The following is a 22314-nucleotide window of genomic DNA, read 5'->3' on the forward strand; positions in this document are numbered from 1 at the left end:
TCAAAGGAGACGCTCACATGCCACAAGCATTGACCCTCAACCAACGTATCGTCCTGGCGTCCCGCCCGGTGGGCGCACCGACGCCGGAGAATTTTCGCCTGGAACGGGAAGCACTGCCGGACCTGGCGGATGGCCAGATATTGCTCAAAACCCTGTACCTGTCGCTGGATCCCTACATGCGCGGCCGTATGAGTGACGCGCCGTCCTACGCGGCGCCAGTGGCAATCGACGAAGTGATGACCGGTGGCGCCGTCAGCCGTGTCGAGCGCTCGCTGAATCCGAAATTTCAGCAAGGTGACCTGGTCGTCGGCGCTACCGGGTGGCAGAGCCACAGCATCAGCGACGGTCGCAATATCATTCCGGTGCCGTCCGGGCTGCCGAGCCCGTCGATGGCGCTGGGCGTGCTCGGCATGCCGGGCATGACCGCCTACATGGGTTTGATGGACATCGGCCAGCCAGCCTCCGGAGAAACCCTTGTGGTCGCGGCGGCGTCCGGTGCGGTGGGTTCGGTGGTCGGGCAAGTGGCGAAGATCAAAGGCCTGCGTGTGGTCGGCGTGGCCGGTGGCGCGGACAAGTGCCGCTACGTCGTGGATGAGTTGGGTTTCGACGCCTGCATCGACCACAAGAGTCCCGACTTCGCCGCTGAGCTGGCTCAGGCGTGTCCCCAGGGCATCGACATTTATTACGAGAACGTCGGTGGCAAGGTATTCGACGCGGTGGTGCCGTTGCTCAACCCCAAGGCGCGGATTCCGCTGTGCGGCCTGATCGCTTCCTACAACGCCAGCGAGGCGCCGACCGGTCCGGATCGCCTGCCGCAATTGCAGCGCACCTTGCTGACCAAGCGTGTGCGGATTCAGGGCTTCATCGTGTTCGACGACTACGGTGATCGTCAGCCGGAATTCGTCAGCGCCATGGCGCCGTGGGTGCGCGACGGCAAGGTGAAATTCCGCGAAGATGTGGTCGAAGGTCTCGAGAATGCGCCCGAGGCGTTCATCGGTCTGCTGGAGGGACGCAACTTCGGCAAACTGGTGGTGCGCGTCGCGCAGGACTGAGTATTTGACGCTAAAGAGAGGCGCGGGTATAAACCGCGTCTCGTTGTTTTGTCGGACGTTTCCCCATGAGCTTCAGCCCTTTGATTCGCCAACTGATCGATGCCCTGCGAATTTTGCCAGGTGTGGGTCAGAAAACTGCCCAACGCATGGCGTTGCAGCTGCTCGAGCGTGATCGCAGCGGTGGCTCGCGACTGGCCCTGGCACTCAGCCAGGCGATGGAAGGGGTGGGGCATTGCCGGTTGTGCCGCACGCTGACCGAAGACGACCTGTGCCCGCAATGCGCCGATAACCGCCGCGACGACACCTTGCTGTGCGTGGTGGAAGGGCCGATGGACGTCTACGCGGTGGAGCAGACCGGTTTCCGCGGTCGTTACTTCGTGCTCAAGGGCCACCTGTCGCCGCTCGACGGGCTGGGGCCGGAAGCCATCGGGATTCCGCAATTGCTGGCGCGGATCGAAGAGGCAGGCACTTTTACCGAAGTCATCCTGGCGACCAACCCGACGGTCGAGGGTGAAGCCACGGCGCATTACATCGCCCAGTTGCTCAACAACAAAGGCCTGATCGCCTCGCGCATTGCCCACGGCGTGCCGTTGGGTGGCGAGCTGGAACTGGTGGATGGCGGGACGTTGGCGCATTCGTTTGCGGGGCGTAAGCCTATCGCTTTGTAATTTTCGGTGTTTGGGCTGACGCCTTCGCGGGCAAGCCTCGCTCCTACAGGTTTTGCATAGCCCTTGTAGGAGCGAGGCTTGCCCGCGAAGGGAGCGACTCGGTCCATCTGATTCACACAATCCTGTTGAAAACCAAGCAAGCGCTCGGTTAACGTCGCTGAACCCTTCCATGGAGTTCGCCGATGCCTGCCTTCCAGGAATACTTCGACCCCAGCCACCAATTGGTCCGCGACAGCGTCAGACGTTTCGTCGAGCGCGAGATTCTTCCGGACATCGACCAGTGGGAAGAAGCCGAAAGCTTTCCCCGCGAACTCTACCTCAAGGCCGGTGCAGCGGGGATCCTGGGCATCGGTTACCCGGAAACCCTGGGCGGCAGCCATGAAGGTGATCTGTTCGCCAAGATCGCCGCCAGCGAAGAGTTGATGCGCTGCGGCTCTGGCGGTCTGGTCGCCGGGTTGGGTTCGCTGGACATCGGTCTGCCGCCCATTCTCAAATGGGCCAGGCCGGACGTTCGCGATCGCATCGTGCCGGCCGTGCTGGCTGGCGAGAAGATCAGTGCCCTGGCGGTCACCGAGCCCAGCGGTGGCTCCGACGTGGCCAACCTGCAAACCCGCGCCGTGCGTGACGGCGACGTCTACCGGGTCAGCGGCAGCAAAACCTTTATCACCAGTGGCGTGCGTGCGGATTACTACACCGTCGCAGTGCGCACCGGTGCGCCCGGTTTTGGCGGCATCAGCCTGCTGCTGATCGAGAAGGGCACGCCAGGGTTCACCGTAGGCCGTCAGTTGAAGAAAATGGGCTGGTGGGCGTCGGACACCGCTGAATTGTTCTTCGACGATTGCCGCGTACCTGTAGGCCATCTGATCGGCGCCGAGAACATGGGCTTCGCTTGCATCATGGGCAACTTCCAGAGCGAACGCCTGGCGTTGGCGCTGATGGCCAACATGACCGCGCAACTGGCGCTGGAGGAAAGCCTGAAATGGGCCCGTCAGCGCGAAGCGTTCGGCAAGCCCATCGGCAAGTTTCAGGTGCTCAAGCATCGCCTCGCCGAAATGGCCACGGCGCTGGAAGTGTCACGGGAGTTCACTTACCGCCAGGCGGCGAAAATGGCGGCGGGGCAGAGTGTGATCAAGGAGATTTCCATGGCGAAGAATTTCGCGACGGACACGGCGGACCGGATTACCACGGATGCGGTGCAGATTCTGGGGGGCTTGGGTTATATGCGTGAAAGCCTGGTGGAGCGGCTGTACCGGGACAACCGGATCCTGTCGATTGGTGGCGGGACACGGGAAGTGATGAACGAGATTATCAGTAAGCAGATGGGGCTTTGAATCCTGCGGTGTTGCGGCTGACGCCTTCGCGGGCAAGCCTCGCTCCTACAAGGGGTCGCATTATCCTGTAGGAGCGAGGCTTGCCCGCGAAGAGGCCTTTGTAGACGCCGCTTATTTATCAGCCAGGGCAAACTGCGTCAGGCAAAACGTCGGAATCCCCATGTCTTCCAGGCGTTGCGACCCACCCAACTCCGGCAGATCAATAATCGCCGCCGCTTCATGCACCCGCGCGCCCATGCGTCGAATCAGGTTCGCCGCCGCAATCAGCGTGCCGCCGGTGGCGATCAAATCATCGAACATCACCACCGAGTCGCCTTCACACAAGCTGTCGGCGTGGACTTCGAGGAAGGCTTCGCCGTACTCGGTCGCATAACCTTCGGCCAGCACATCCGCCGGCAGTTTGCCTTGCTTGCGGAACAGCACCAGCGGCTTGTTCAACTGATAGGCCAACACCGAACCGATCAGGAAACCACGGGCATCCATGGCGCCGATGTGGGTGAAATCGGCCTCGACATAACGGTGGGCAAAGCTGTCCATCACCAGGCGCAGAGCCGTGGGCGACTGGAACAGCGGGGTGATGTCGCGAAAAATGACGCCCGGTTTCGGGAAGTCGATCACCGGGCGGATCAGGGATTTGATGTCGAAGGAGTCGAAGACCATTGTCTAGGTGTCCTGGCAGGCTGCAAACGTCGCAGTATAACGGCGGCTGAACCGTTTCGCTCAGCCGCCGTGGTCGTAATCAGCCTTCGATCGAACCGCCGGCGAGGGCGCAGAGCTGGATCGGGTCGAGGATGTGGATTTCCTTGCCTTCGGCGGCGATCAGCTCGTTCTGCTGGAAGCGCGTGAACACCCGCGACACGGTTTCCACCGCCAGGCCCAGGTAGTTGCCGATTTCATTGCGCGACATGCTCAGGCGGAACTGGTTGGCCGAGAAGCCGCGAGCGCGGAAGCGCGCCGACAGGTTGACCAGGAACGTGGCGATGCGCTCGTCGGCGGTTTTTTTCGACAGCAGCAACATCATTTGTTGATCGTCGCGGATTTCACGACTCATCACGCGCATCAACTGACGGCGCAGTTGTGGCAGTTGCAGCGCCAGTTCGTCGAGGCGTTCGAACGGAATTTCGCAGACCGAGGTGGTTTCCAGCGCCTGCGCCGAGACCGGATGCTTTTCGGTGTCCATGCCCGACAGGCCGACCAGCTCGCTGGGCAGATGGAAGCCGGTGAGTTGTTCTTCACCGCCATCGCTGAGACTGAAGGTTTTCAGGGCGCCAGAACGTACTGCATAAACGGAGTCGAAAACGTCGCCCTGACGGAACAGGAACTCGCCCTTCTTCAGTGGGCGGCCACGTTTAACGATTTCGTCCAGCGCATCCATGTCTTCCAGATTCAGAGAAAGTGGCAAGCAGAGGGGAGCCAGGCTGCAGTCCTTGCAATGGGCCTGGTTATGAGCGCGCAGTTTTACTGGCTCGGACATTTCTTAAATCCTTGTGGGAAAGCACACATAAGACGTAAGGGTACCTCACCGGAAGACGTTCAGGCCAGCGCTGTGCCGATTTGTCACGCCATGGTAAAGCGCCGCCGTCGGTGGCCGATAACCTGGCATCAACCTATGCGCAGGTACTCGTTTCATGGCCACCATCGGCGTGCTCAACCCCGGCAACAGTGGTGTGCAAACACTGCATGAGCCTGCAAACGGCCTGGCCGGCGAAGACTCGGCAATCGCCATTGGCCCGGCCACTTCGCCCGTGGCTGAAGGCATCAAAGTCTCGTTGTCTGGCGCCGGTTTGACCAAGGCTGCCAGTTCTCACGGTGACAACAAGGACATTGAAGAAAGCGGGTTACCGGAAAACATTCAACAGATCCTGAAAATGATTCGCCGATTACAGAAGCAGATCGCCGAGAAAGTCGCGCTCATGCAAGCGGTAATGGCAGACAAACGACTCTCTGCCGAAGAGCGCAGGGCCAAACTTGGCGCGTTGCAAGCGGCCATCGGCACGCTCAATGGCGGGTTGATCACCGCCAATATGGCCCTGTCCAAAGCCATGACTCAGTCAAACCTGACCCCCGAGCAAGTGCTGAAGACCGCATCTTTGGCAATGAAGTCTTAGATCACCCGTGAGAATCGCTGACGGTTCTGTTGCTCCAGGTACGCGTCGAACACCATGCACACCGATCGCACCAGCAAGCGTCCGGCCGGCAGTACGGTGATCCGTTCATTGTTCAGTTCGATCAGTCCGTCTTCGGCCATGCGTTGCAGTTGCGGCCACAATTCGCCGAAGTAGCCGCGAAAATCGATGTTGAAAGTCTTCTCGATCTCAGCGAACTCCAGGTTGAAACTGCAAATCAATTGTTGAATCACCGCCCGCCGCACGCGGTCATCGGCATTGCACAGCAGGCCGCGATTGGTGGCCAGTTGTGCTGAGGCCAAGGCGTTCTGGTACTGATTCAGGTCGCTGCTGTTCTGGCAGTACAAGTCGCCAATCTGGCTGATGGCCGAGACGCCGAGGCCGATCAGGTCGCAATGGCCGTGAGTGGTGTAGCCCTGGAAGTTGCGTTGCAGGGTTGATTCTTCCTGAGCAATCGCCAGTTCATCGTCGGGCAGGGCGAAGTGATCCATACCGATGTAACGGTAGCCAGCGGCGGTCAGCTGTTCGATGGTGCGCTGGAGCATTTCCAGCTTCTGTGCCGGCGTCGGCAATTCGTCGCTGTTGATTCGCCGTTGCGGCAGGAAGCGCTCCGGCAAGTGCGCGTAGTTGAATACCGACAGGCGGTCCGGTTGCAGGTTGATCACTTCGTCGACCGTGCGGGCGAAGTTCTCCGGCGTCTGCCTTGGCAAACCGTAGATCAGGTCAATGTTGATCGAGCGAAATTGCAGCGTCCGTGCAGCGTCGATCACCGCCCGGGTTTCCTCCAGGCTTTGCAGGCGATTCACCGCTCGTTGCACGGCGGGGTCGAGGTCTTGCAGGCCGATGCTGACCCGGTTGAAACCCAGTTCGCGCAGCAGGCCCATGGTCGACCAATCGGCTTCGCGCGGGTCGATCTCGATACCGTAGTCGCCGGAATCGTCATCCAGCAAGTTGAAGCTTTTGCGCAGTTGCGCCATCAGCTGACGCAGTTCGTCATGGCTGAGAAAGGTCGGTGTGCCGCCACCGAAGTGCAATTGCTCGACCTTCTGCGCCGGGTCGAGATGGCAGGCGATCAGCTGGATTTCCTGCTCCAGGCGCTGCAAGTAGGGCAGGGCGCGGCCGCGATCCTTGGTGATGACTTTGTTGCAGGCGCAGTAGTAGCAAATGTTCGCGCAGAACGGCACGTGCACGTACAGCGACAACGGACGCAGGGCCTTGCGGCTTTCGCGCAGCGCATGGAACAGGTCGAAGGTGCCGACATGACCATCGAACTGCACGGCGGTCGGGTAGGAGGTGTAACGCGGTCCCGCCAGGTCGTAACGGCGGATCAGATCGGTATCCCAACGAATGGCGTCGAGCATCATGCGGGCATTCCCCCGGATAGGCTGGCAGTGTCGGCAAGTCTATGGGGTGCGGCGTTGGGGCATCTTGATTTGCATCAACGGTCAGGATTTGTGTTGTCGGTGCGGGCCTCTTCGCGGGCAAGCCTCGCTCCTACAGGAATTGGAGATCCCCTGTAGGAGCGAGGCTTGCCCGCGAAGGCCGCGCCGCCGATTCAGTGCCCCATAAGCCAATGCTGATGCGGCCCCGGCAAGGTCCAGATGCCAAACAGCATCACCAGCAAGCCGCCCGTCATGCGTACGTACCGTTTGCGCAACAGCGCCGTGACCCGCTCGGCCGCCAGCCCCGTGGCGAGCAACACCGGCCAGGTGCCCAGCCCGAACGCGAGCATCAGCAATGCACTGTCCAGCGCATTGCCCTGGCTCGCCGACCACAGCAACGTGCTGTAAACCAGCCCGCACGGCAGCCAGCCCCAGAGCGCGCCGAGCAACAAGGCTCGCGGCAGGCTCGACACTGGCAGTAGCTTGTTCGCGACGGGCTGGATATGCCGCCACAGACCGCGACCGAGGCTTTCGATGCGGGTCAGGCCGCTCCACCAGCCGGCGAGATAAAGCCCCATGGCGATCAGCAGCAATCCGGCGAGGATACGCATGAACATCGCCGCCGGGCTGTTCGCCACCGCCCAACCCGCCAGGCCGATCAGCAGGCCGGCCGCTGCGTAACTGAGAATCCGCCCGAGGTTGTAGGCCAGCAGCAATCGAAACCGGCGGCTGCGCTGTTCCTTGGGAATCGCCAGGGTCAGCGCGCCCATCAAGCCGCCGCACATGCCCAGGCAATGCCCGCCGCCGAGCAGGCCCAGGATGACCGCCGACACCAGCAGGGGCGCCAGCTCAAACATGCGGGGGCGCCTTGTCGTCCGGTTTGGCCGGATGGCCGCTGGCCTCGTCGACCGCTGCGGTGTGGTTCGGGTCCTGGTCGTCGAACAGGATGCTGTGGGCCGGGCCGTCGAGGTCGTCGTACTGACCGCTGTCGACCGCCCAGAAGAAGATGTAGACCGCGATGGCGACGATCAGCAGTGCGGCCGGGATCATCACGTAGAGAGCTGGCATGGTGAGGCTCCATGCCCGCGCGGCTCAGGCCGGCAGCGGGCGGGTTTCTGGCGTGGCGCTGGCGGCCGGCGTGCTCGGCAGGCGAGTCAGGCGCAGGGCGTTCAGCACCACGGTCAACGAACTGATGGACATGCCGACCGCCGCCCACACCGGCGTGATCCAGCCGAGGGCGGCGAACGGCAACATGAGGCCATTGTACAGCCCGGCCCACAACAGGTTCTCGATGATGACCCGACGGGTGCGCCGAGCGAGGCTGAAGGCTTGCACCAACGCATCCAGGCGGTTGGACAACAGCACCGCATCCGCACTGGTTTTCGCCAGATCGGTGGCCGAACCCATGGCGACGCTGATGTCGGCGGCGGCCAGCACCGGCACGTCATTCACGCCGTCACCGAGCATCAACACCTTGCGTCCTTCTTTGTGCAACTGTTGCAGGACCTGCAATTTGTCGTCCGGACGCAAACCGCCACGGGCCTCGTCGATGCCCAGCTCGGCGGCGACGCTGGCGACCATCGGCGAGCTGTCACCCGACAGCAGCAACGTGCGCCAGCCGCGCGCCCGGCAGGCTTCCAGTAACGCGGGCGCATCGCTGCGCAAACGGTCGTCGAGGACGAACCATGCCAGCGGTCCGGCATTGTCGCCGAGCAGCAGCCATTGGCCGGCTTCATCCGGCATCAGCGGGATGGCAGCGCCACTGAGTTCGCAGACAAAACCCGGTTGACCGATGCGCAAACGCTGCTCACCGACCACGCCTTCGAGGCCCAGCCCCGGCGTGCTGTGGACTTCTTCAGCGGCCAATGGCGCGCGACCAAACGCACGGGCGATGGGGTGTTCGGAACGGTTTTCGAGGGCGGCGGCGAGGCCCAGGCATTGATCGCTGTCGAGCGCGCCGAGCGGGCGGATCGAGCGTAGCGCCAGACGCCCTTCGGTGAGGGTGCCGGTCTTATCGAAAATAACCGTGTCGATCTGGTTCAGGCCCTCCAGCACGTGGCCGCGGGTCAACAACAAACCCAGTTTGTGCAGCGTGCCGGTGGCAGCGGTGAGGGCGGTCGGTGTGGCGAGGGACAGGGCGCACGGGCAGGTCGCGACGAGCATCGCCAGGACAATCCAGAAGGCGCGCGATGAGTCCAGCTCCCACCACAGCAGGCCAATGCAAGCGGATGCGATCAGCGTCAGCAGCAGGAACCATTGCGCGGCGCGGTCGGCGATCTCCGCCAGTCGTGGCTTCTCGGCCTGGGCGCGGTCGAGCAGGCGGACGATGGCAGACAGTCGGGTGTCCTGGCCGAGGGCGAGGACTTCCACAGTCAACGCACCCTCGACGTTCAGGGTGCCGGCGGTGACGGCGTCACCAAGCGTGCGCGGCTGTGGCAGGTATTCGCCAGTCAGCAGGGATTCGTCGATGCTCGACTGACCGTCGAGGATCTTGCCATCGGCCGGCAGGATCGCACCGGGATGCACCAGAACCTGATCGCCGACGCGCAGTTCGCTGAGCAGGATCCGCTCGCTCTGACCATCAGCGCTCAGGCGCAAACACGAGGCGGGCAGCAGATTGACGAGTTGTGCGGTGGCGGCGGCGGTGCGTTCGCGGGCGCGACGCTCCAGATAACGTCCGGCCAGCAGGAACAGCGCAAACATGCCGACGGCATCGAAATACAATTCGCCGACCCCGGTGATCGAGGTCCAGATCCCGGCGATGTAGGCACTGCCAATCGCCAGCGACACCGAGACGTCCATGGTCAGGTGGCGGGTACGTAAATCGCGCATTGCCCCTTTGAAGAACGGCGCGCAGCTGTAGAACACGATCGGCGTGGTGAGGAACAGCGCGACCCAGCGCAGGATGGTGTGCAGCTCGGGGCTGAGGTCGATGTTGAATTCCGGCCAGGTGGCCATGGTCGCCATCATCGCCTGGAACCACAGCAGCCCGGCAACCCCGAGTTGGCGTAGCGCCAGGCGGTTTTCGCTGGCCAGTTGTTCGCTGGCGCGGTCGGCCTGATAGGGATGGGCGGCGTAACCGATGTGGCGTAACTCGCTGAGCACCTGGCTCAGCGGCAATTGCGCATCGGCCCAGCGTACGTGCAGGCGATGATTGGACAGGTTGAGGCGCGCTTCGGCCACCGCCGGCAAGCCGCGCAGGTGTTTTTCGATCAGCCAGCCACAGGCCGCGCAACTGATGCCTTCCATCAGCAGCGTGGTTTCGGCGAGTTCGCCATCGTGGCGCACGAAGGGTTTTTGCACGTCGGCGCGATCGTACAGCGCCAGTTCATCCACCAACTGCACCGGCAACGCTTCGGGGTTGGCCGAGGCTTCGCTGCGGTGCTGGTAATAGCTTTCCAGCCCGCCGGCGACAATCGCTTCGGCCACCGCCTGACAACCCGGGCAGCAGAACTCGCGGGTTTCACCGAGGACGGCCGCGGTGAAGCGGCTGCCGGCCGGGACGGGCAGGGCGCAGTGGTAGCAGGGGGTTGGGGTGGTCATGATGTTGGATCTATGTCGTCTGGAAGGGCCTCATCGCTGGCAAGCCAGCTCCTACAAGGGGGCGCACGATCCTGTAGGAGCCGGCTTGCCGGCGATGCGCGAAGCGCGACTTTACTTTTTCAGGTCTTCGGCGCCCTGCAGCGGTTCGTCACCCAGCAGCAGATCCTTGTCATGGCTGACCAGTTCTTCTTCGAACATACGCCAGGTGTGGTCGTCCTGAGTACCCAGCAATTCGACAAAACGACGACCTTCAACCTTGTCGCTCAACTGGCCGATGTAGCGGCCCTGTTCGGTTTCGCTTTGGGCGAGGGTGATCTTGCGATCCTTCTCCGGTTGGGTCGGCGAGATCAGGTTCAGTTCGAGGGTTTTCGGTTGGCTGTTGCCGCTCAGGCGCAGGTCGACTTCGCCGGTCACGTCATCCAGGTGCACGCTGGCGCGCAGGAGCAGGGTTTGCGCCAGCAACTCACGGTCGAGGGAGCGGTTGATGCCTTTGCCGGCCTCGTAGTAGTTGTCGTTGACCAGGTTGTCCGGGTTGTTCACCGCGATGGTCACCATGGACAAGGTCAAGGTCACCGAACAGGCGAGGATGGCAATGATGATCCACGGCCAAAGATGCTTGTACCAGGGACTTGCGGCGTTTGCTGCGGGCATGATCACTTCTCTTAACGAATTTGTGGGCCGATGAACCGGCTCTTGGCTTCAACGTGGATGCTCTCGTCATCGGCATCCTTGAGGATGAATTTCACCTCGTTGGTGCTCGATGGCAGTTTTTCCGGCGCGATGGACAGTTCCACCGGCTGGCTGAAAATTTCGCCGGCGGCGACCTTGATCTCGCGTTTGCCTTGCAGCTTGAGATCCGGCAGGCCAGCGGCTTCCAGCACGTAGGTGTGGTCGCGCTGATCCTTGTTCATGATCTTCAGGCTGTAGACGTTTTCAATCCGGCCTTCGGCGTTCTCGCGGTACAGCACGCGGTCTTTGCTGACGTCGAAACCGACCAGCGAACGCATGAAGAACGCCGTCGCCAGCAACGCCATCATCGCCAGCAATACAGCGGCGTAGCCGATCAGGCGCGGGCGCAGTTTATGGGTTTTTTGCCCGGACAGGTTGTGCTCGGTGGTGTAGCTGATCAGACCGCGCGGGTAATCCATCTTGTCCATGATGCTGTCGCAGGCATCGATGCACGCAGCACAACCGATGCATTCGATTTGCAGGCCGTCGCGGATGTCGATGCCGGTCGGGCAGACCTGGACGCACATGGTGCAGTCGATGCAATCGCCTAGGCCCTGAGCCTTGTAGTCGATGCCTTTCTTGCGCGGGCCGCGGCTTTCACCGCGACGCGGATCGTAGGAAACGATCAGCGTGTCCTTGTCGAACATCACGCTCTGGAAGCGCGCATACGGACACATGTAAATGCAAACCTGCTCGCGCAACCAGCCGGCGTTGCCGTAAGTGGCGAGGGTGAAGAAACCGACCCAGAAATACGACCAGCCATCCGCTTCGCCGGTGAAGAATTCGATGGTCAGTTCGCGGATCGGCGAGAAGTAACCGACGAAGGTCATGCCGGTTGCGAAGCCGATCAGCAGCCACATCGAGTGCTTGCTGAATTTACGCAGGAACTTGTTGGCGCTCATCGGCGCCTTGTCGAGCTTGATGCGCTGGTTGCGGTCGCCTTCGGTGACCTTCTCGCACCACATGAAAATCCACGTCCAGACGCTCTGCGGGCAGGTATAACCGCACCAGACACGACCGGCGTACACGGTAATGAAGAACAGCCCGAACGCGCTGACAATCAGAATGCCCGAGAGCAGGATGAAATCCTGCGGCCAGAACGTTGCGCCAAAAATAAAGAATTTACGCTCCGGCAGGTTCCACCAGACGGCTTGATGACCGGCCCAGTTCAGCCAGACCGTGCCGAAATACAACAGAAACAAAAACGCACCGCCCATCATCCGCAGGTTACGGAACAGGCCGGTGAAGGCGCGGGTGTAGATCTTTTCTCGAGAGGCGTAGAGGTCGACGCTGTTGTTCGCGTTCTTGGCAGGCGGGGTAACGTCGTGTACCGGAATCTGGTTGCTCATCAGTTGCATCCCACGGCAGTGGAAAAATGCCTCGGTCAGTACATGCCGACCGCGGTCAAAAAGGGGTGTTGCAGTGGCGCAATGATACGCCTGTAGCTCTAGATCAAGGGTGCGACCTTTGGTCGCGTTGGGGAAAAATCATGAATGGTGTAGCAGATGTAACAAAACATGATTCAGGTCAATTGACTTGTGGAGTATAGCCGGCTGGGGGTTATTCATCGGCGCCAGCATCTTGTATGCCTGGCGCCGATCGCCGCTTACTTGACCGGGACAGAGTGAGTCGCGACGGGGTTTCGCCAGTCATTGCCCGCGACGACGTTTACCGTCATTTGCGTTCTATCGGCAGAGAACGTGGCATACAACCAGCTTTGCTGAACCGCCGAGCCACTCATGAACAAGGGAATATCGCCGTAGATGTAGTTGCTCGACTCATATTTCCCGCTTTGCTTGTTGGCGTTCGCGGAAAACACGGCGGTCACGCCATAGTCCTCGATCATCTTTGTGAACCGGAAAATCTCGGTCTCCCTGACCGGCCAGTGAAACGGCTGATGCAAGTTCAGCAAAATGATTTTGCCTTGCGCCCGCGCCCGCTGCAGGTCGCGTTCCAGCCAGTCGAGGGATGCCGTGATTTCATAGGCGGTGGTCTGGAAGAACGAACTGGTGGAAAAGTTGGTGGTGTAAGTGGGTTCGTTGTGCAACTGAACCACGTGAACATCACCGTAATCCCGGGAGTAAGCCAGGCTGCCGTACCAGGTTTTCGTCAAGCCGGAAGCCCGCGCGGCGAGGTCCATGTTGGCGACTTTTCCCCAGTACCGGTCCTTGAGGTCGTCCACGCTTCCAGCGGCGCAACTTGCGCAACTGGCGACATTGAAGTCGTAGTCGTGATTGCCCAGGCCGTAGTCATAGAGGTTGCTCAGTTTGTTCTGCAATACCGCGTTGAGGTAGGTGCGTTCGCTGGGTTGTCCCGACGCAGTCATGTTGCCGTTGATCATGACGGGAACGGCGGAGGCGCCGCCCGATTGTTTGCGCAAGTCAGCGATGCTGGAGTACTGCGCATCGATCAGCCAGCGTGAACGCTCTTCTTTGCTTGAAGTGGATTCACTTTCGCCATTGTCTGACTTTTCACTTGAAGGGAACTTGGGGTTCGAGGCAAAGACGAAGTGTCGGGGAGTAATGTCACTGGCAGTCGAATGCATGGCAGGGCCGCAAGTAAAGATCGCCAGGAACAGCAGTTTAAAATAACTTGAAGGTTTCATAGAAGTCCATTTCCAGTAACAAGAGTGTGTTTGTGGTTATTTGGTGGGTCGGTATATTTTGTTTGTTGAGGTCTGGGGGCTTATTAATATGAATGGAGATGGGCTTAAATGGAATTTTATAAAAAAAGTAATTTGTTGCTGTGTCTTGCAATTGTGTTGTCCCTGCTTTCTGTACACGGCAAGTCGATGGCTGAAACGCCCAGGCACATGGTGTTTGCCTCTGATTCGCAATATCCCTGGAGTGATCTGACCGATGACAATATTTCAGACCCCAATAAAGAGGAACGATCAAAAGAGCTGATAGAGCTACAGTATTCCGATATAGCGAGTTTCAGAGAGCTGAATGGCGGAGCTTCCCGTATACCAGTCATGATTAATGGTGATATCACGGCATTTGGGCATGGTGGTGAGCGTTCATACATGAGGTCGGTCTTCGAGCGAAAGTTGGGAGGGTTGTATGACTATGGGCTGGGCAATCATGACTACGTCAATAATGTGGATGACTGTTTTTTGAATAACTGTGCGGCAGGCAGTCTTAATGACCTCAAGGATCGTTATTGGGGGAAAGTTGACTCCATGGATCTGGCGGCAAGAGCCCAAGGGTTCGGCACGGTTTACTACGGCAGCTTTGCCTATTCGAAAAATTTCGGTGATGTACACGTGATTCAATTGAATAACGAGCCGACTTACGCAGTGAGTTTTTCTTCCGGTAATCCTCTTGCGCCCACACACTTTGAAGTGACCCCTGCGCTTGACTGGCTGGAGCAGGATCTGAAGAGGGCTAGAGAACAAGGCAGGATTATTATCCTGAACATGCACAAGGTATACGATTGGAATGGCAGCGACGCTCAGCTTTCCAGGTTTAAGCAGATGGTCGAACAGTACAAGGTGACGGCCATTTTCGGTGGGCATGACCACTGGGGGACAGGGGCCTTTTTTGATTGGGGGATGGAGCAGCGGTTCGGTGAGGTGCCGGTATTTTTAAGCGGGTCGGCATCCCAGCAAACGTACCTGATTGCCAGTTTTTCCGGTGACGGGCGCTCCCTCGAAGTCAGCATTGTCAGACGCAGCAACTGGCCAAGCCGCAAGGTCGACAAAGTCATTCCGGTCATCCGGTAAGCTGAAATGAAACGGCCCCGCCAATTCTCACTGGCGGGGCCGTTTTTTTGCATCAAGCGTTTGCCTTACTGGGCATCCGCCGCCGGAGCTTTCTCACCGTGAGACAAGCTGTAGACGTAAGCGGCCAGCAGGTGAACCTTGTCGTTGCCTTGCAGCTGTTCTTGCGCAGGCATCTGGCCCTGACGGCCGTAGCGGATGGTCTGCTGCAGTTGAGCGAAGCTCGAACCGTAGATGAACGCGCCCGGGTGGGTCAGGTCAGGTGCGCCCATCGCTGGCGTCCCTTTGCCGGCCGGACCGTGGCACGCCACGCAGTTGGCGGCGAACAGTTTCTGCCCGGCAGCCGGGTCAGCCTTGGTGCCTTCCGGCAGCTTGCGGCCATCGAGGCTGGTCAGGACGAACGCAGCAACATCAGCAACGCCTTGTTCGCCGATCACTTCAGCCCATGCCGGCATGACCGCGTGACGACCGCCCATGATGGTGGCCTTGATGGTTTCTGCTTCGCCACCCCAGCGCCAGTCGGCGTCGGTCAGGTTCGGGAAGCCATAAGCGCCTTTGGCGTCGGAGCCGTGGCAAACCGAGCAGTTGGAGGCGAACAAACGGCCACCCATCTTCAGGGCTTGCGGGTCCTTGGCGACTTCTTCGATCGGCATGGAAGCGAATTTGGCGAAGATCGGGCCGAACTTGGCGTCCGACTTGGCCATTTCCTTTTCCCACTCGTGAACGCCGGTCCAGCCGCTCTGGCCGTTGGCGAACGCGGTCTGCTTCTCGTTATCCAGGTAGTTGTAACCTGGCAGCAGGCCTTTCCAGTTGCCCAGGCCCGGGTACAGCACCAGGTAACCCAGGGCGAAAATGATGGTGCCCACGAACAGCATGAACCACCATTTCGGCAGCGGGTTGTCGTACTCCTCGATCCCGTCGAAGGAGTGGCCAACCGTTTCTTCGGTGGCTTCGCTGCGCTGGCCCTTGCGGGTGGACAGCAACAGCCAGGTCAGGGCGAAGATGGTGCCGAGACTGAGGACTGTGACGTACAGACTCCAGAACGTAGTCATTCTTTGTTACTCCTAGAAGCTTGCTCGACGTGCTTGATGGCTTCGGGATCATCCGCGAAAGGCAGCAAGGTCGCGTCTTCAAACTCCGACTTGCGCTTGGGGCTGAACACCCACAGCGCCAGACCGATGAAGGCCACCATCACAACAACGGTGCCCAGGCCACGAATCATCCCGATATCCATCTAAATCACCGTTTGCTTTTGATGATGGTGCCCAGGCCTTGCAGATAGGCCACCAGCGCGTCCATTTCGGTTTTGCCCTTCACAGCATCCTTGGCGCCGGCGATGTCTTCGTCGGTGTAAGGGACGCCGAGCGTGCGCAAGACTTCCATTTTCTTGGCGGTGTCTTTGCCGTCGAGCTTGTTTTCCACGAGGAACGGGTAGGCCGGCATTTTCGACTCGGGCACTACGTTGCGCGGGTTGTACAAGTGCGCACGCTGCCAGTCATCGGAGTAACGACCGCCGACACGGGCCAGGTCCGGACCGGTACGCTTGGAACCCCACAGGAACGGGTGGTCCCAGACGCTTTCACCGGCAACCGAGTAGTGGCCGTAGCGTTCGGTTTCAGCACGGAACGGGCGGATCATCTGCGAGTGGCAGCTGACACAACCGTTGGCGATGTAGATGTCGCGGCCTTCCAGTTCAAGGGCGGTACGAGGCTTCATGCCTTCGACCGGCTTGTTGGTGACGTCCTGGAAAAACAGCGGAACGATCTGGGTCAGGCCGCCGATGCTGACGGCGATGACCATGAAGAAGGCCAGCAGGCCAATATTCTTCTCGACTGCTTCATGCTTCATCAGTGAGCTCCAACTACAGCAATCTGTTCGGCGGCTTCAGCTTCTGCCGGGTTCGAGGCACGTACGGTACGCCATACGTTGTAGGCCATGAGCAGCATGCCGGTGGCGAAGAATGCGCCGCCCAATGCGCGAACGATGAAGCCCGGGTGGCTGGCTTGCAGCGCTTCGACGAACGAGTAGGTGAGGGTGCCGTCATCGTTGATTGCACGCCACATCAGGCCCTGGGTGATGCCGTTGACCCACATCGAAGCGATGTACAGCACGGTACCGATGGTCGCGAGCCAGAAGTGTGCGTTGATCAGGCCGATGCTGTGCATCTGCGCGCGACCGAACAGTTTCGGGATCATGTGGTAGATCGCGCCGATCGAGATCATCGCTACCCAGCCAAGAGCGCCGGCGTGTACGTGGCCGATGGTCCAGTCGGTGTAGTGCGACAGCGAGTTGACGGTCTTGATCGCCATCATCGGACCTTCGAAGGTCGACATGCCGTAGAACGCCAGGGAGACCACGAGGAAACGCAGGATCGGGTCGGTGCGCAGCTTATGCCAGGCGCCCGACAGGGTCATCATGCCGTTGATCATGCCGCCCCAGCTTGGTGCCAGCAGGATGATCGACATGGCCATGCCCAGCGACTGCGCCCAGTCCGGCAGCGCGGTGTAGTGCAGGTGGTGCGGACCGGCCCAGATGTACAGGGTGATCAGCGCCCAGAAGTGCACGATGGACAGGCGATAGGAGTAGATCGGACGCTCGGCCTGCTTCGGAACGAAGTAGTACATCATCCCGAGGAAGCCGGTGGTCAGGAAGAAACCGACGGCGTTGTGGCCGTACCACCACTGGATCATCGCATCCGTCGCACCGGCGTAGGCCGAGTAGGACTTGAAGAAACTGACCGGCAGCGAGGCGTGGTTGACGATGTGCAGCATCGCCGTCACGACGATGAAGGCACCGTAGAACCAGTTGCCCACATAGATGTGCTTGGTCTTGCGCTTGGTGATGGTGCCGAAGAACACCAGACCGTAGGTGACCCAGACGATGGCCAGCAGAATAGCCAGGGGCCATTCCAGCTCAGCGTATTCCTTGGTGGTGGTGTAACCCAGCGGCAAGGTAACGATGGCGCCGACGATCACCGCTTGCCAACCCCAGAAGGTGAAGGCCGCGAGGCTGTCGGAAATCAGTCGCGTTTGGCAGGTTCGCTGCACGACGTAATAAGAAGTGGCAAACAGTGCACAACCACCAAAGGCGAAAATCACCAGGTTAGTGTGCAACGGGCGCAGGCGTCCAAAGCTCGTCCACGGCAGACCGAAGTTCAACTCCGGCCAGACCAGTTGCGAGGCGATGAAGACACCGAGCCCCATGCCAAGGATCCCCCAGACCACCGTCATGATGGCGAACTGGCGGACTACCTTATAGTTATAAGCAGTCGGACTGATTGCTGTGCTCATTCTAAGGTTCCACGGTTTGGGTGTTTTATTAGGAGTAAAAATCGGCCGCAAGTATGGAGAAAGCAGGGGGTCATTGCAACGCGCCATGACCTGGGTCAATGCTTTCAAAAGCTGATTCTGCGGCCTTTCCATGCGCCGCGTAAGGACAAAATCGCCCTCGGACAAAATGTCGCAGCGAACGAAAATGATGAGAGGGTCAGGTCAGATGTAACGGGGTGTGTTCAAACGCAACGATCGGGTGACCGATGGCAATTGGCACGACAGCCGGTATCTACCAGCCTTTGCGGCTTGTCATCGAGCTGATTCGTCGAACACATCGGGTCGGGTCGACCTGGAACCGGCTCAAGCCAGTCCGCATCGGGGCAAGCTTAGACCCGAATCTGGTGAACCGAAAGGCGGACTAACGGAGGGGTGCGACAATGGGTCGCAAAGGGGCAGGGAACTGCCGCATCCGAGAAGAATGCGGCAGCAGAGCGGTCAAGAATTATTCGCTTTTGCCTTCGGCCTGCAAACGCTCTGTATTCAGACCGTGGGACAGGCTGTACACATAAGCGGCCAGCAGTTGCACTTTGTCGTTGCCGAGCAGTTCGTTCTGCGCTGGCATATGGCCCTGGCGGCCATGGCGGATCGTTTGTTGCAGTTGCGCCAGGCTTGTACCGTAGATAAAACCGGCCGGTTGCGTCAGGTTCGGCGCACCCATGGCTTCAGTGCCCTTACCGTTTGCCCCATGACAGGCTACGCAGGTGGTGCTGAACGCTTGCTGTCCGGCTTGCAGGTCGGCGGTGTCGCCAGCCGGCAATGGCAGGCCGGCCAGTTCATGACGTACATACGCGGCAACGTTTTTCACGCCGGCTTCACCGAGGATTTCACCCCAGGCCGGCATCGCCGCCATGCGTCCACCCATGATCGTGGTCTTGATCATCTCGGCGTCACCGCCCCAGCGCCAGTTGCTGTCGGCCAGGTTCGGGAAGCCGAAAGCGCCCTTGGCATCCGAGCCGTGGCACACCGAGCAGTTCGAGGCGAACAGGCGACCGCCCATTTTCAGCGCTTGCGGGTCCTTGGCCACTTCTTCCACCGGCATGGCGGCGAATTTGGCGAAGATCGGTCCGAACTTCGCGTCGGCCTTGTTCATCTCCTTTTCCCATTCGTGAACGCCGGTCCAGCCGTTCTCGTAACCCGGCAGGATGCCTTTCCAGTTGCCCAGGCCCGGGTAAAGAATCAGGTAGCCCACGGCGAACACCAGCGTGCCGGCGAACAGCATGAACCACCATTGCGGCAGCGGATTGTCATACTCCTCGATGCCGTCGAAGCTGTGGCCCATGGTCTGGTCGACGCTGCCCTTGGTTTCGCCCTTGCGGGTGCCGATCAGCAGCCAGGTCAGGCCGATCAGGCTGCCGATGGTCAGTACGCAGATCCACGTACTCCAGAAAGTGGTCATGACCGGGTACTCCTTGCTTCAGGTTCTTGGGTGCTATCGGCTTGTGGCTCATCGGCGAACGGCAGCAAACGTGCTTCGGCGAACTCCGGATTGCGCTTGCTGTTGAACACCCACAACGTCAGGCCGACGAAGGCCACGAACACCACGACCGTGCCCAGGCCACGAATCAATCCACTGCTCATTACGCTCATTATTTCAAAGGGCATGGCTCACCTCTTGCTCTTGATGGCAGTGCCGAGCACTTGCAGGTAGGCGACCAGTGCGTCCATTTCGGTCTTGCCCTTGAGCGATTCGACCGAGCCTGCGATGTCGGCATCGGTGTACGGCACGCCGAGGGTGCGCATTGCCTTGATCTTGGTTTCGGTGTGGCTGCTGTCGAGCTGATTGGCCACCAGCCATGGATAGGCCGGCATCTTCGATTCCGGCACCACGTTGCGCGGGTTGTACAAGTGCGCGCGGTGCCAGTCTTCGGAGTAGCGGCCACCGACACGGGCCAGGTCCGGACCGGTACGCTTGGAACCCCACAGGAACGGGTGGTCCCAGACGCTTTCCCCGGCCACCGAGTAGTGACCGTAACGCTCGGTCTCGGCGCGGAACGGCCGGATCATCTGCGAGTGGCAACCGACGCAGCCTTCGCGGATGTAAATGTCGCGACCTTCCAGTTGCAACGCGGTGTAGGGCTTCATGCCTTCCACCGGTTTATTGGTCACGTCCTGGAAGAACAGCGGGACGATCTGGGTCAGACCGCCGATGCTCACGGCCAGGACCATCAGCAGCATCAGCAGGCCGACGTTTTTTTCGATTGTTTCGTGTTTCATCTCGGACTCCTCAGGCCATCTGCGCGGCAGCGGCGACTTCGGCAGGCTGCGAGGCCCGCACGGTGCGCCAGGTGTTGTAAGCCATCAGGAACATGCCGCTGAGGAAGATCGCACCGCCCACCAGTCGCACGATGAAGCCTGGGTGGCTGGCCACCAGGGTTTCGACGAAGGAGTAGGTCAGCGTGCCGTCTTCGTTGACTGCGCGCCACATCAGGCCCTGGGCGATGCCGTTGACCCACATCGAGGCGATGTACAGCACGGTGCCGATAGTGGCCAGCCAGAAGTGCGCGTTGATCAGGCCGATGCTGTGCATCTGCGGGCGACCGAAGATTTTCGGGATCATGTGGTACAGCGCGCCGATGGAAATCATCGCCACCCAGCCGAGTGCGCCGGCGTGTACGTGGCCGATGGTCCAGTCGGTGTAGTGGGAGAGGGCGTTCACGGTCTTGATCGCCATCATCGGCCCTTCGAAGGTCGACATGCCGTAGAACGCCAGGGAGACCACGAGGAAGCGCAGGATCGGGTCGCTGCGCAACTTATGCCAGGCGCCGGAAAGCGTCATCATGCCGTTGATCATCCCGCCCCAGCTTGGCGCCAGCAGGATCAGCGACATCACCATGCCCAGCGACTGCGCCCAGTCCGGCAGCGCGGTGTAGTGCAAGTGGTGCGGACCGGCCCAGATATACAGGGTGATCAGCGCCCAGAAGTGCACGATCGACAGGCGATAGGAATACACCGGACGCTCGGCCTGTTTCGGCACGAAGTAGTACATCATCCCGAGGAAACCGGCGGTGAGGAAAAAGCCTACGGCGTTGTGGCCGTACCACCACTGCACCATGGCATCGGTCGCACCGGCGTACAGCGAGTAGGACTTGGTGAAACTCACCGGCAGCTCAAGGTTGTTGACGATGTGCAAAATCGCCACGGTGATGATGAAGCCACCGAAGAACCAGTTGCCCACATAGATGTGCTTGGTCTTACGCTTGGCCAGCGTGCCGAAAAACACGATGGCGTAGGCGACCCAGACGATGGTGATCAGGATGTCGATCGGCCATTCCAGCTCGGCGTATTCCTTGGAACTGGTGTAGCCCAGCGGCAGGCTGATCGCCGCCAGCAGAATCACCAGTTGCCAGCCCCAGAAGCAGAATGCGGCAACTTTCGGCGCAAACAGTTGTGTCTGGCAGGTGCGTTGCACCGAATAGAACGAACTGGCGAACAGGGCGCAACCGCCGAACGCGAAGATCACCGCATTGGTGTGCAGTGGGCGCAAGCGGCCGAAACTGGTCCACGGCAAATTGAAGTTGAGTTCGGGCCAGACCAATTGAGCCGCGAGAAAAACCCCGAGCCCCATGCCGACGATGCCCCACACCACCGTCATAATGGCGAATTGGCGGACCACCTTGTAGTTGTAGGCGGTACTGATAGAAGTGTTCATGGTTCCCCATCCACGGTTCAGCCGAAAGGGCGTTCGCGCAAGGCAGACGCTCCCTTCGCCTGGAGTTATAGGCAGACTAAAAGCGAGGCAAGCATGGACAAAGAGCACAAGGCCAGTATTGACGGGGATCAATGGGCGCAGTGTGTGCGGGAGCATGGATGGCTGTGGAATGAAGCCGCTTCAACGGTTTCGGTTGAACCTGTGACGCTGATTCTTGCGCATGGCGCCGGGGCGCCGATGGACAGCGCCTGGATGAACGACATGGCCGCGCGCCTTGCTGCGCAGGGCGTCAACGTGCTGCGCTTCGAGTTCCCCTACATGGCGCAACGACGTGTCGATGGCGGCAAGCGTCCCCCGAACCCGGCACCGAAACTGCTGGAGTGCTGGCGTGAGGTGTACGCCGTGGTGCGACGCCATGTCACTGGTCGCCTGGCCATTGGCGGCAAGTCCATGGGCGGGCGGATGGCCAGTCTTTTGGCCGATGAGCTCGAAGCCGATGCCTTGGTGTGCCTCGGCTATCCGTTCTATGCCGTAGGCAAGCCGGAGAAGCCACGGGTCGAGCATCTGGCTGCGTTGAAGACCCGGACGCTGATTGTCCAGGGCGAGCGCGATGCGTTGGGGAATCGTGAGGCGGTCGAGGCTTATGCGTTGGCGCCGAGTATCGAGGTGTTCTGGTTGGCGGCGGGGGATCATGATTTGAAGCCGTTGAAGGCTTCGGGGTTTACGCATGAGCAGCATTTGGCGGCTGCGGCGAACAAGGTTGCAACATTTCTGCGGTGAG

23 protein-coding genes are annotated in these 22314 nt (G+C 60.2%); 6 read left to right on the forward strand and 17 right to left on the reverse strand.

The features are described from left to right. Positions 1-17: 17 nt before the first annotated feature. From KGB24_RS26305 to KGB24_RS26315, 3 genes are all read left to right on the forward strand, one after another. Positions 18-1052, forward strand: coding sequence for an NADP-dependent oxidoreductase (locus KGB24_RS26305; RefSeq protein ID WP_192226257.1), 1035 nt, complete (start codon positions 18-20; stop codon positions 1050-1052). Between the two features lie 65 nt (positions 1053-1117). Continuing rightward, the gene (gene recR, locus KGB24_RS26310; RefSeq protein ID WP_223413905.1) at positions 1118-1720 is read left to right on the forward strand and encodes a recombination mediator RecR; all 603 of its coding nucleotides are present in this window, start codon (positions 1118-1120) and stop codon (positions 1718-1720) included. 182 nt (positions 1721-1902) lie between these two features. Further along, the gene (locus KGB24_RS26315) at positions 1903-3051 is read left to right on the forward strand and encodes an acyl-CoA dehydrogenase family protein (RefSeq protein WP_008028555.1); all 1149 of its coding nucleotides are present in this window, start codon (positions 1903-1905) and stop codon (positions 3049-3051) included. Positions 3052-3162: 111 nt separating this feature from the next. Here the strand turns inward: KGB24_RS26315 and KGB24_RS26320 are convergent, their stop codons facing one another. Together KGB24_RS26320 and fnr are read right to left on the reverse strand one after the other, a co-directional pair. Beyond that, positions 3163-3711, reverse strand: a complete 549-nt coding sequence (locus tag KGB24_RS26320; protein ID WP_008028553.1) for an adenine phosphoribosyltransferase — start codon at positions 3709-3711, stop codon at positions 3163-3165. A 79-nt stretch (positions 3712-3790) separates the two neighbouring features. Further along, entirely contained in the window at positions 3791-4525 is a 735-nt protein-coding gene (fnr, locus tag KGB24_RS26325) for a fumarate/nitrate reduction transcriptional regulator Fnr (protein ID WP_008028550.1), read from the reverse strand. Positions 4526-4679: 154 nt separating this feature from the next. On the opposite strand from fnr, the gene KGB24_RS26330 reads away from it, so the two are divergent. Then, entirely contained in the window at positions 4680-5159 is a 480-nt protein-coding gene (locus tag KGB24_RS26330) for a hypothetical protein (protein WP_223413906.1), read from the forward strand. Here the strand turns inward: KGB24_RS26330 and hemN are convergent. The 7 genes from hemN to KGB24_RS26365 form a co-directional block, all read right to left on the reverse strand. After that, on the reverse strand, positions 5156-6538 hold the full coding sequence (gene hemN, locus KGB24_RS26335) for an oxygen-independent coproporphyrinogen III oxidase (RefSeq protein ID WP_032828730.1): 1383 nt from the start codon (positions 6536-6538) through the stop codon (positions 5156-5158). The two genes, KGB24_RS26330 and hemN, sit on opposite strands and share 4 nt — an antisense overlap. Before the next feature lie 194 nt (positions 6539-6732). After that, positions 6733-7416 (reverse strand): sulfite exporter TauE/SafE family protein, encoded by a 684-nt coding sequence (locus KGB24_RS26340; protein ID WP_008028545.1) that lies wholly within the window; start codon positions 7414-7416, stop codon positions 6733-6735. Beyond that, positions 7409-7627: a cbb3-type cytochrome oxidase assembly protein CcoS gene (gene ccoS, locus KGB24_RS26345; RefSeq protein ID WP_008028543.1), complete on the reverse strand. Its 219-nt coding sequence runs from the start codon at positions 7625-7627 to the stop codon at positions 7409-7411. The genes KGB24_RS26340 and ccoS overlap by 8 nt, the downstream gene beginning before the upstream one ends. 24 nt (positions 7628-7651) lie before the next feature. After that, the gene (locus KGB24_RS26350) at positions 7652-10102 is read right to left on the reverse strand and encodes a heavy metal translocating P-type ATPase (protein WP_223413907.1); all 2451 of its coding nucleotides are present in this window, start codon (positions 10100-10102) and stop codon (positions 7652-7654) included. Positions 10103-10213: 111 nt separating this feature from the next. Further along, the gene (locus tag KGB24_RS26355) at positions 10214-10753 is read right to left on the reverse strand and encodes a FixH family protein (RefSeq protein WP_223413908.1); all 540 of its coding nucleotides are present in this window, start codon (positions 10751-10753) and stop codon (positions 10214-10216) included. Between the two features lie 11 nt (positions 10754-10764). Further along, the gene (ccoG, locus tag KGB24_RS26360) at positions 10765-12180 is read right to left on the reverse strand and encodes a cytochrome c oxidase accessory protein CcoG (RefSeq protein ID WP_008028537.1); all 1416 of its coding nucleotides are present in this window, start codon (positions 12178-12180) and stop codon (positions 10765-10767) included. A 257-nt stretch (positions 12181-12437) separates the two neighbouring features. Then, positions 12438-13436 (reverse strand): metallophosphoesterase family protein, encoded by a 999-nt coding sequence (locus KGB24_RS26365; RefSeq protein ID WP_223413909.1) that lies wholly within the window; start codon positions 13434-13436, stop codon positions 12438-12440. A gap of 108 nt (positions 13437-13544) precedes the next feature. Between KGB24_RS26365 and KGB24_RS26370 the strand changes: the two genes are divergently transcribed. Further along, positions 13545-14555: a metallophosphoesterase family protein gene (locus KGB24_RS26370; protein ID WP_223413910.1), complete on the forward strand. Its 1011-nt coding sequence runs from the start codon at positions 13545-13547 to the stop codon at positions 14553-14555. 65 nt (positions 14556-14620) lie between these two features. On the opposite strand, the gene ccoP (KGB24_RS26375) is transcribed toward KGB24_RS26370, so the two are convergent. The 8 genes from ccoP (KGB24_RS26375) to ccoN (KGB24_RS26410) all read right to left on the reverse strand — a co-directional run bounded on the left by ccoP (KGB24_RS26375) (position 14621) and on the right by ccoN (KGB24_RS26410) (position 21533). Next, positions 14621-15604 (reverse strand): cytochrome-c oxidase, cbb3-type subunit III, encoded by a 984-nt coding sequence (gene ccoP / locus KGB24_RS26375; RefSeq protein WP_008028532.1) that lies wholly within the window; start codon positions 15602-15604, stop codon positions 14621-14623. Further along, complete coding sequence (locus tag KGB24_RS26380; protein WP_003175465.1) at positions 15601-15786, reverse strand: CcoQ/FixQ family Cbb3-type cytochrome c oxidase assembly chaperone; 186 nt, start codon at positions 15784-15786, stop codon at positions 15601-15603. Before KGB24_RS26380 ends, ccoP (KGB24_RS26375) begins: the two co-directional genes overlap by 4 nt. A 5-nt stretch (positions 15787-15791) precedes the next feature. After that, the gene (ccoO, locus tag KGB24_RS26385) at positions 15792-16400 is read right to left on the reverse strand and encodes a cytochrome-c oxidase, cbb3-type subunit II (RefSeq protein ID WP_008028530.1); all 609 of its coding nucleotides are present in this window, start codon (positions 16398-16400) and stop codon (positions 15792-15794) included. Further along, positions 16400-17842, reverse strand: a complete 1443-nt coding sequence (gene ccoN, locus KGB24_RS26390) for a cytochrome-c oxidase, cbb3-type subunit I (RefSeq protein WP_008028528.1) — start codon at positions 17840-17842, stop codon at positions 16400-16402. Before ccoN (KGB24_RS26390) ends, ccoO (KGB24_RS26385) begins: the two co-directional genes overlap by 1 nt. A 484-nt stretch (positions 17843-18326) precedes the next feature. After that, the gene (gene ccoP, locus KGB24_RS26395) at positions 18327-19280 is read right to left on the reverse strand and encodes a cytochrome-c oxidase, cbb3-type subunit III (protein ID WP_207285065.1); all 954 of its coding nucleotides are present in this window, start codon (positions 19278-19280) and stop codon (positions 18327-18329) included. Beyond that, positions 19277-19486 carry a cbb3-type cytochrome oxidase subunit 3 gene (locus tag KGB24_RS26400; RefSeq protein ID WP_008028524.1) on the reverse strand — a complete coding sequence of 70 codons (210 nt, stop codon included), beginning with the start codon at positions 19484-19486 and terminating at the stop codon, positions 19277-19279. Before KGB24_RS26400 ends, ccoP (KGB24_RS26395) begins: the two co-directional genes overlap by 4 nt. A 3-nt stretch (positions 19487-19489) precedes the next feature. Beyond that, positions 19490-20098, reverse strand: a complete 609-nt coding sequence (ccoO, locus tag KGB24_RS26405; protein ID WP_008028522.1) for a cytochrome-c oxidase, cbb3-type subunit II — start codon at positions 20096-20098, stop codon at positions 19490-19492. Between the two features lie 10 nt (positions 20099-20108). Then, entirely contained in the window at positions 20109-21533 is a 1425-nt protein-coding gene (gene ccoN, locus KGB24_RS26410; RefSeq protein ID WP_192416898.1) for a cytochrome-c oxidase, cbb3-type subunit I, read from the reverse strand. A 93-nt stretch (positions 21534-21626) separates the two neighbouring features. Here ccoN (KGB24_RS26410) and KGB24_RS26415 point away from each other — a divergent pair, with 93 nt between their 5' ends. Next, positions 21627-22313, forward strand: coding sequence for an alpha/beta family hydrolase (locus tag KGB24_RS26415; protein ID WP_223413911.1), 687 nt, complete (start codon positions 21627-21629; stop codon positions 22311-22313). Position 22314 lies beyond the last annotated feature (1 nt).

Source organism: Pseudomonas sp. BF-RE-25, assembly GCF_019956105.1.
In the GTDB taxonomy this organism is placed as follows: domain Bacteria; phylum Pseudomonadota; class Gammaproteobacteria; order Pseudomonadales; family Pseudomonadaceae; genus Aquipseudomonas; species Aquipseudomonas migulae.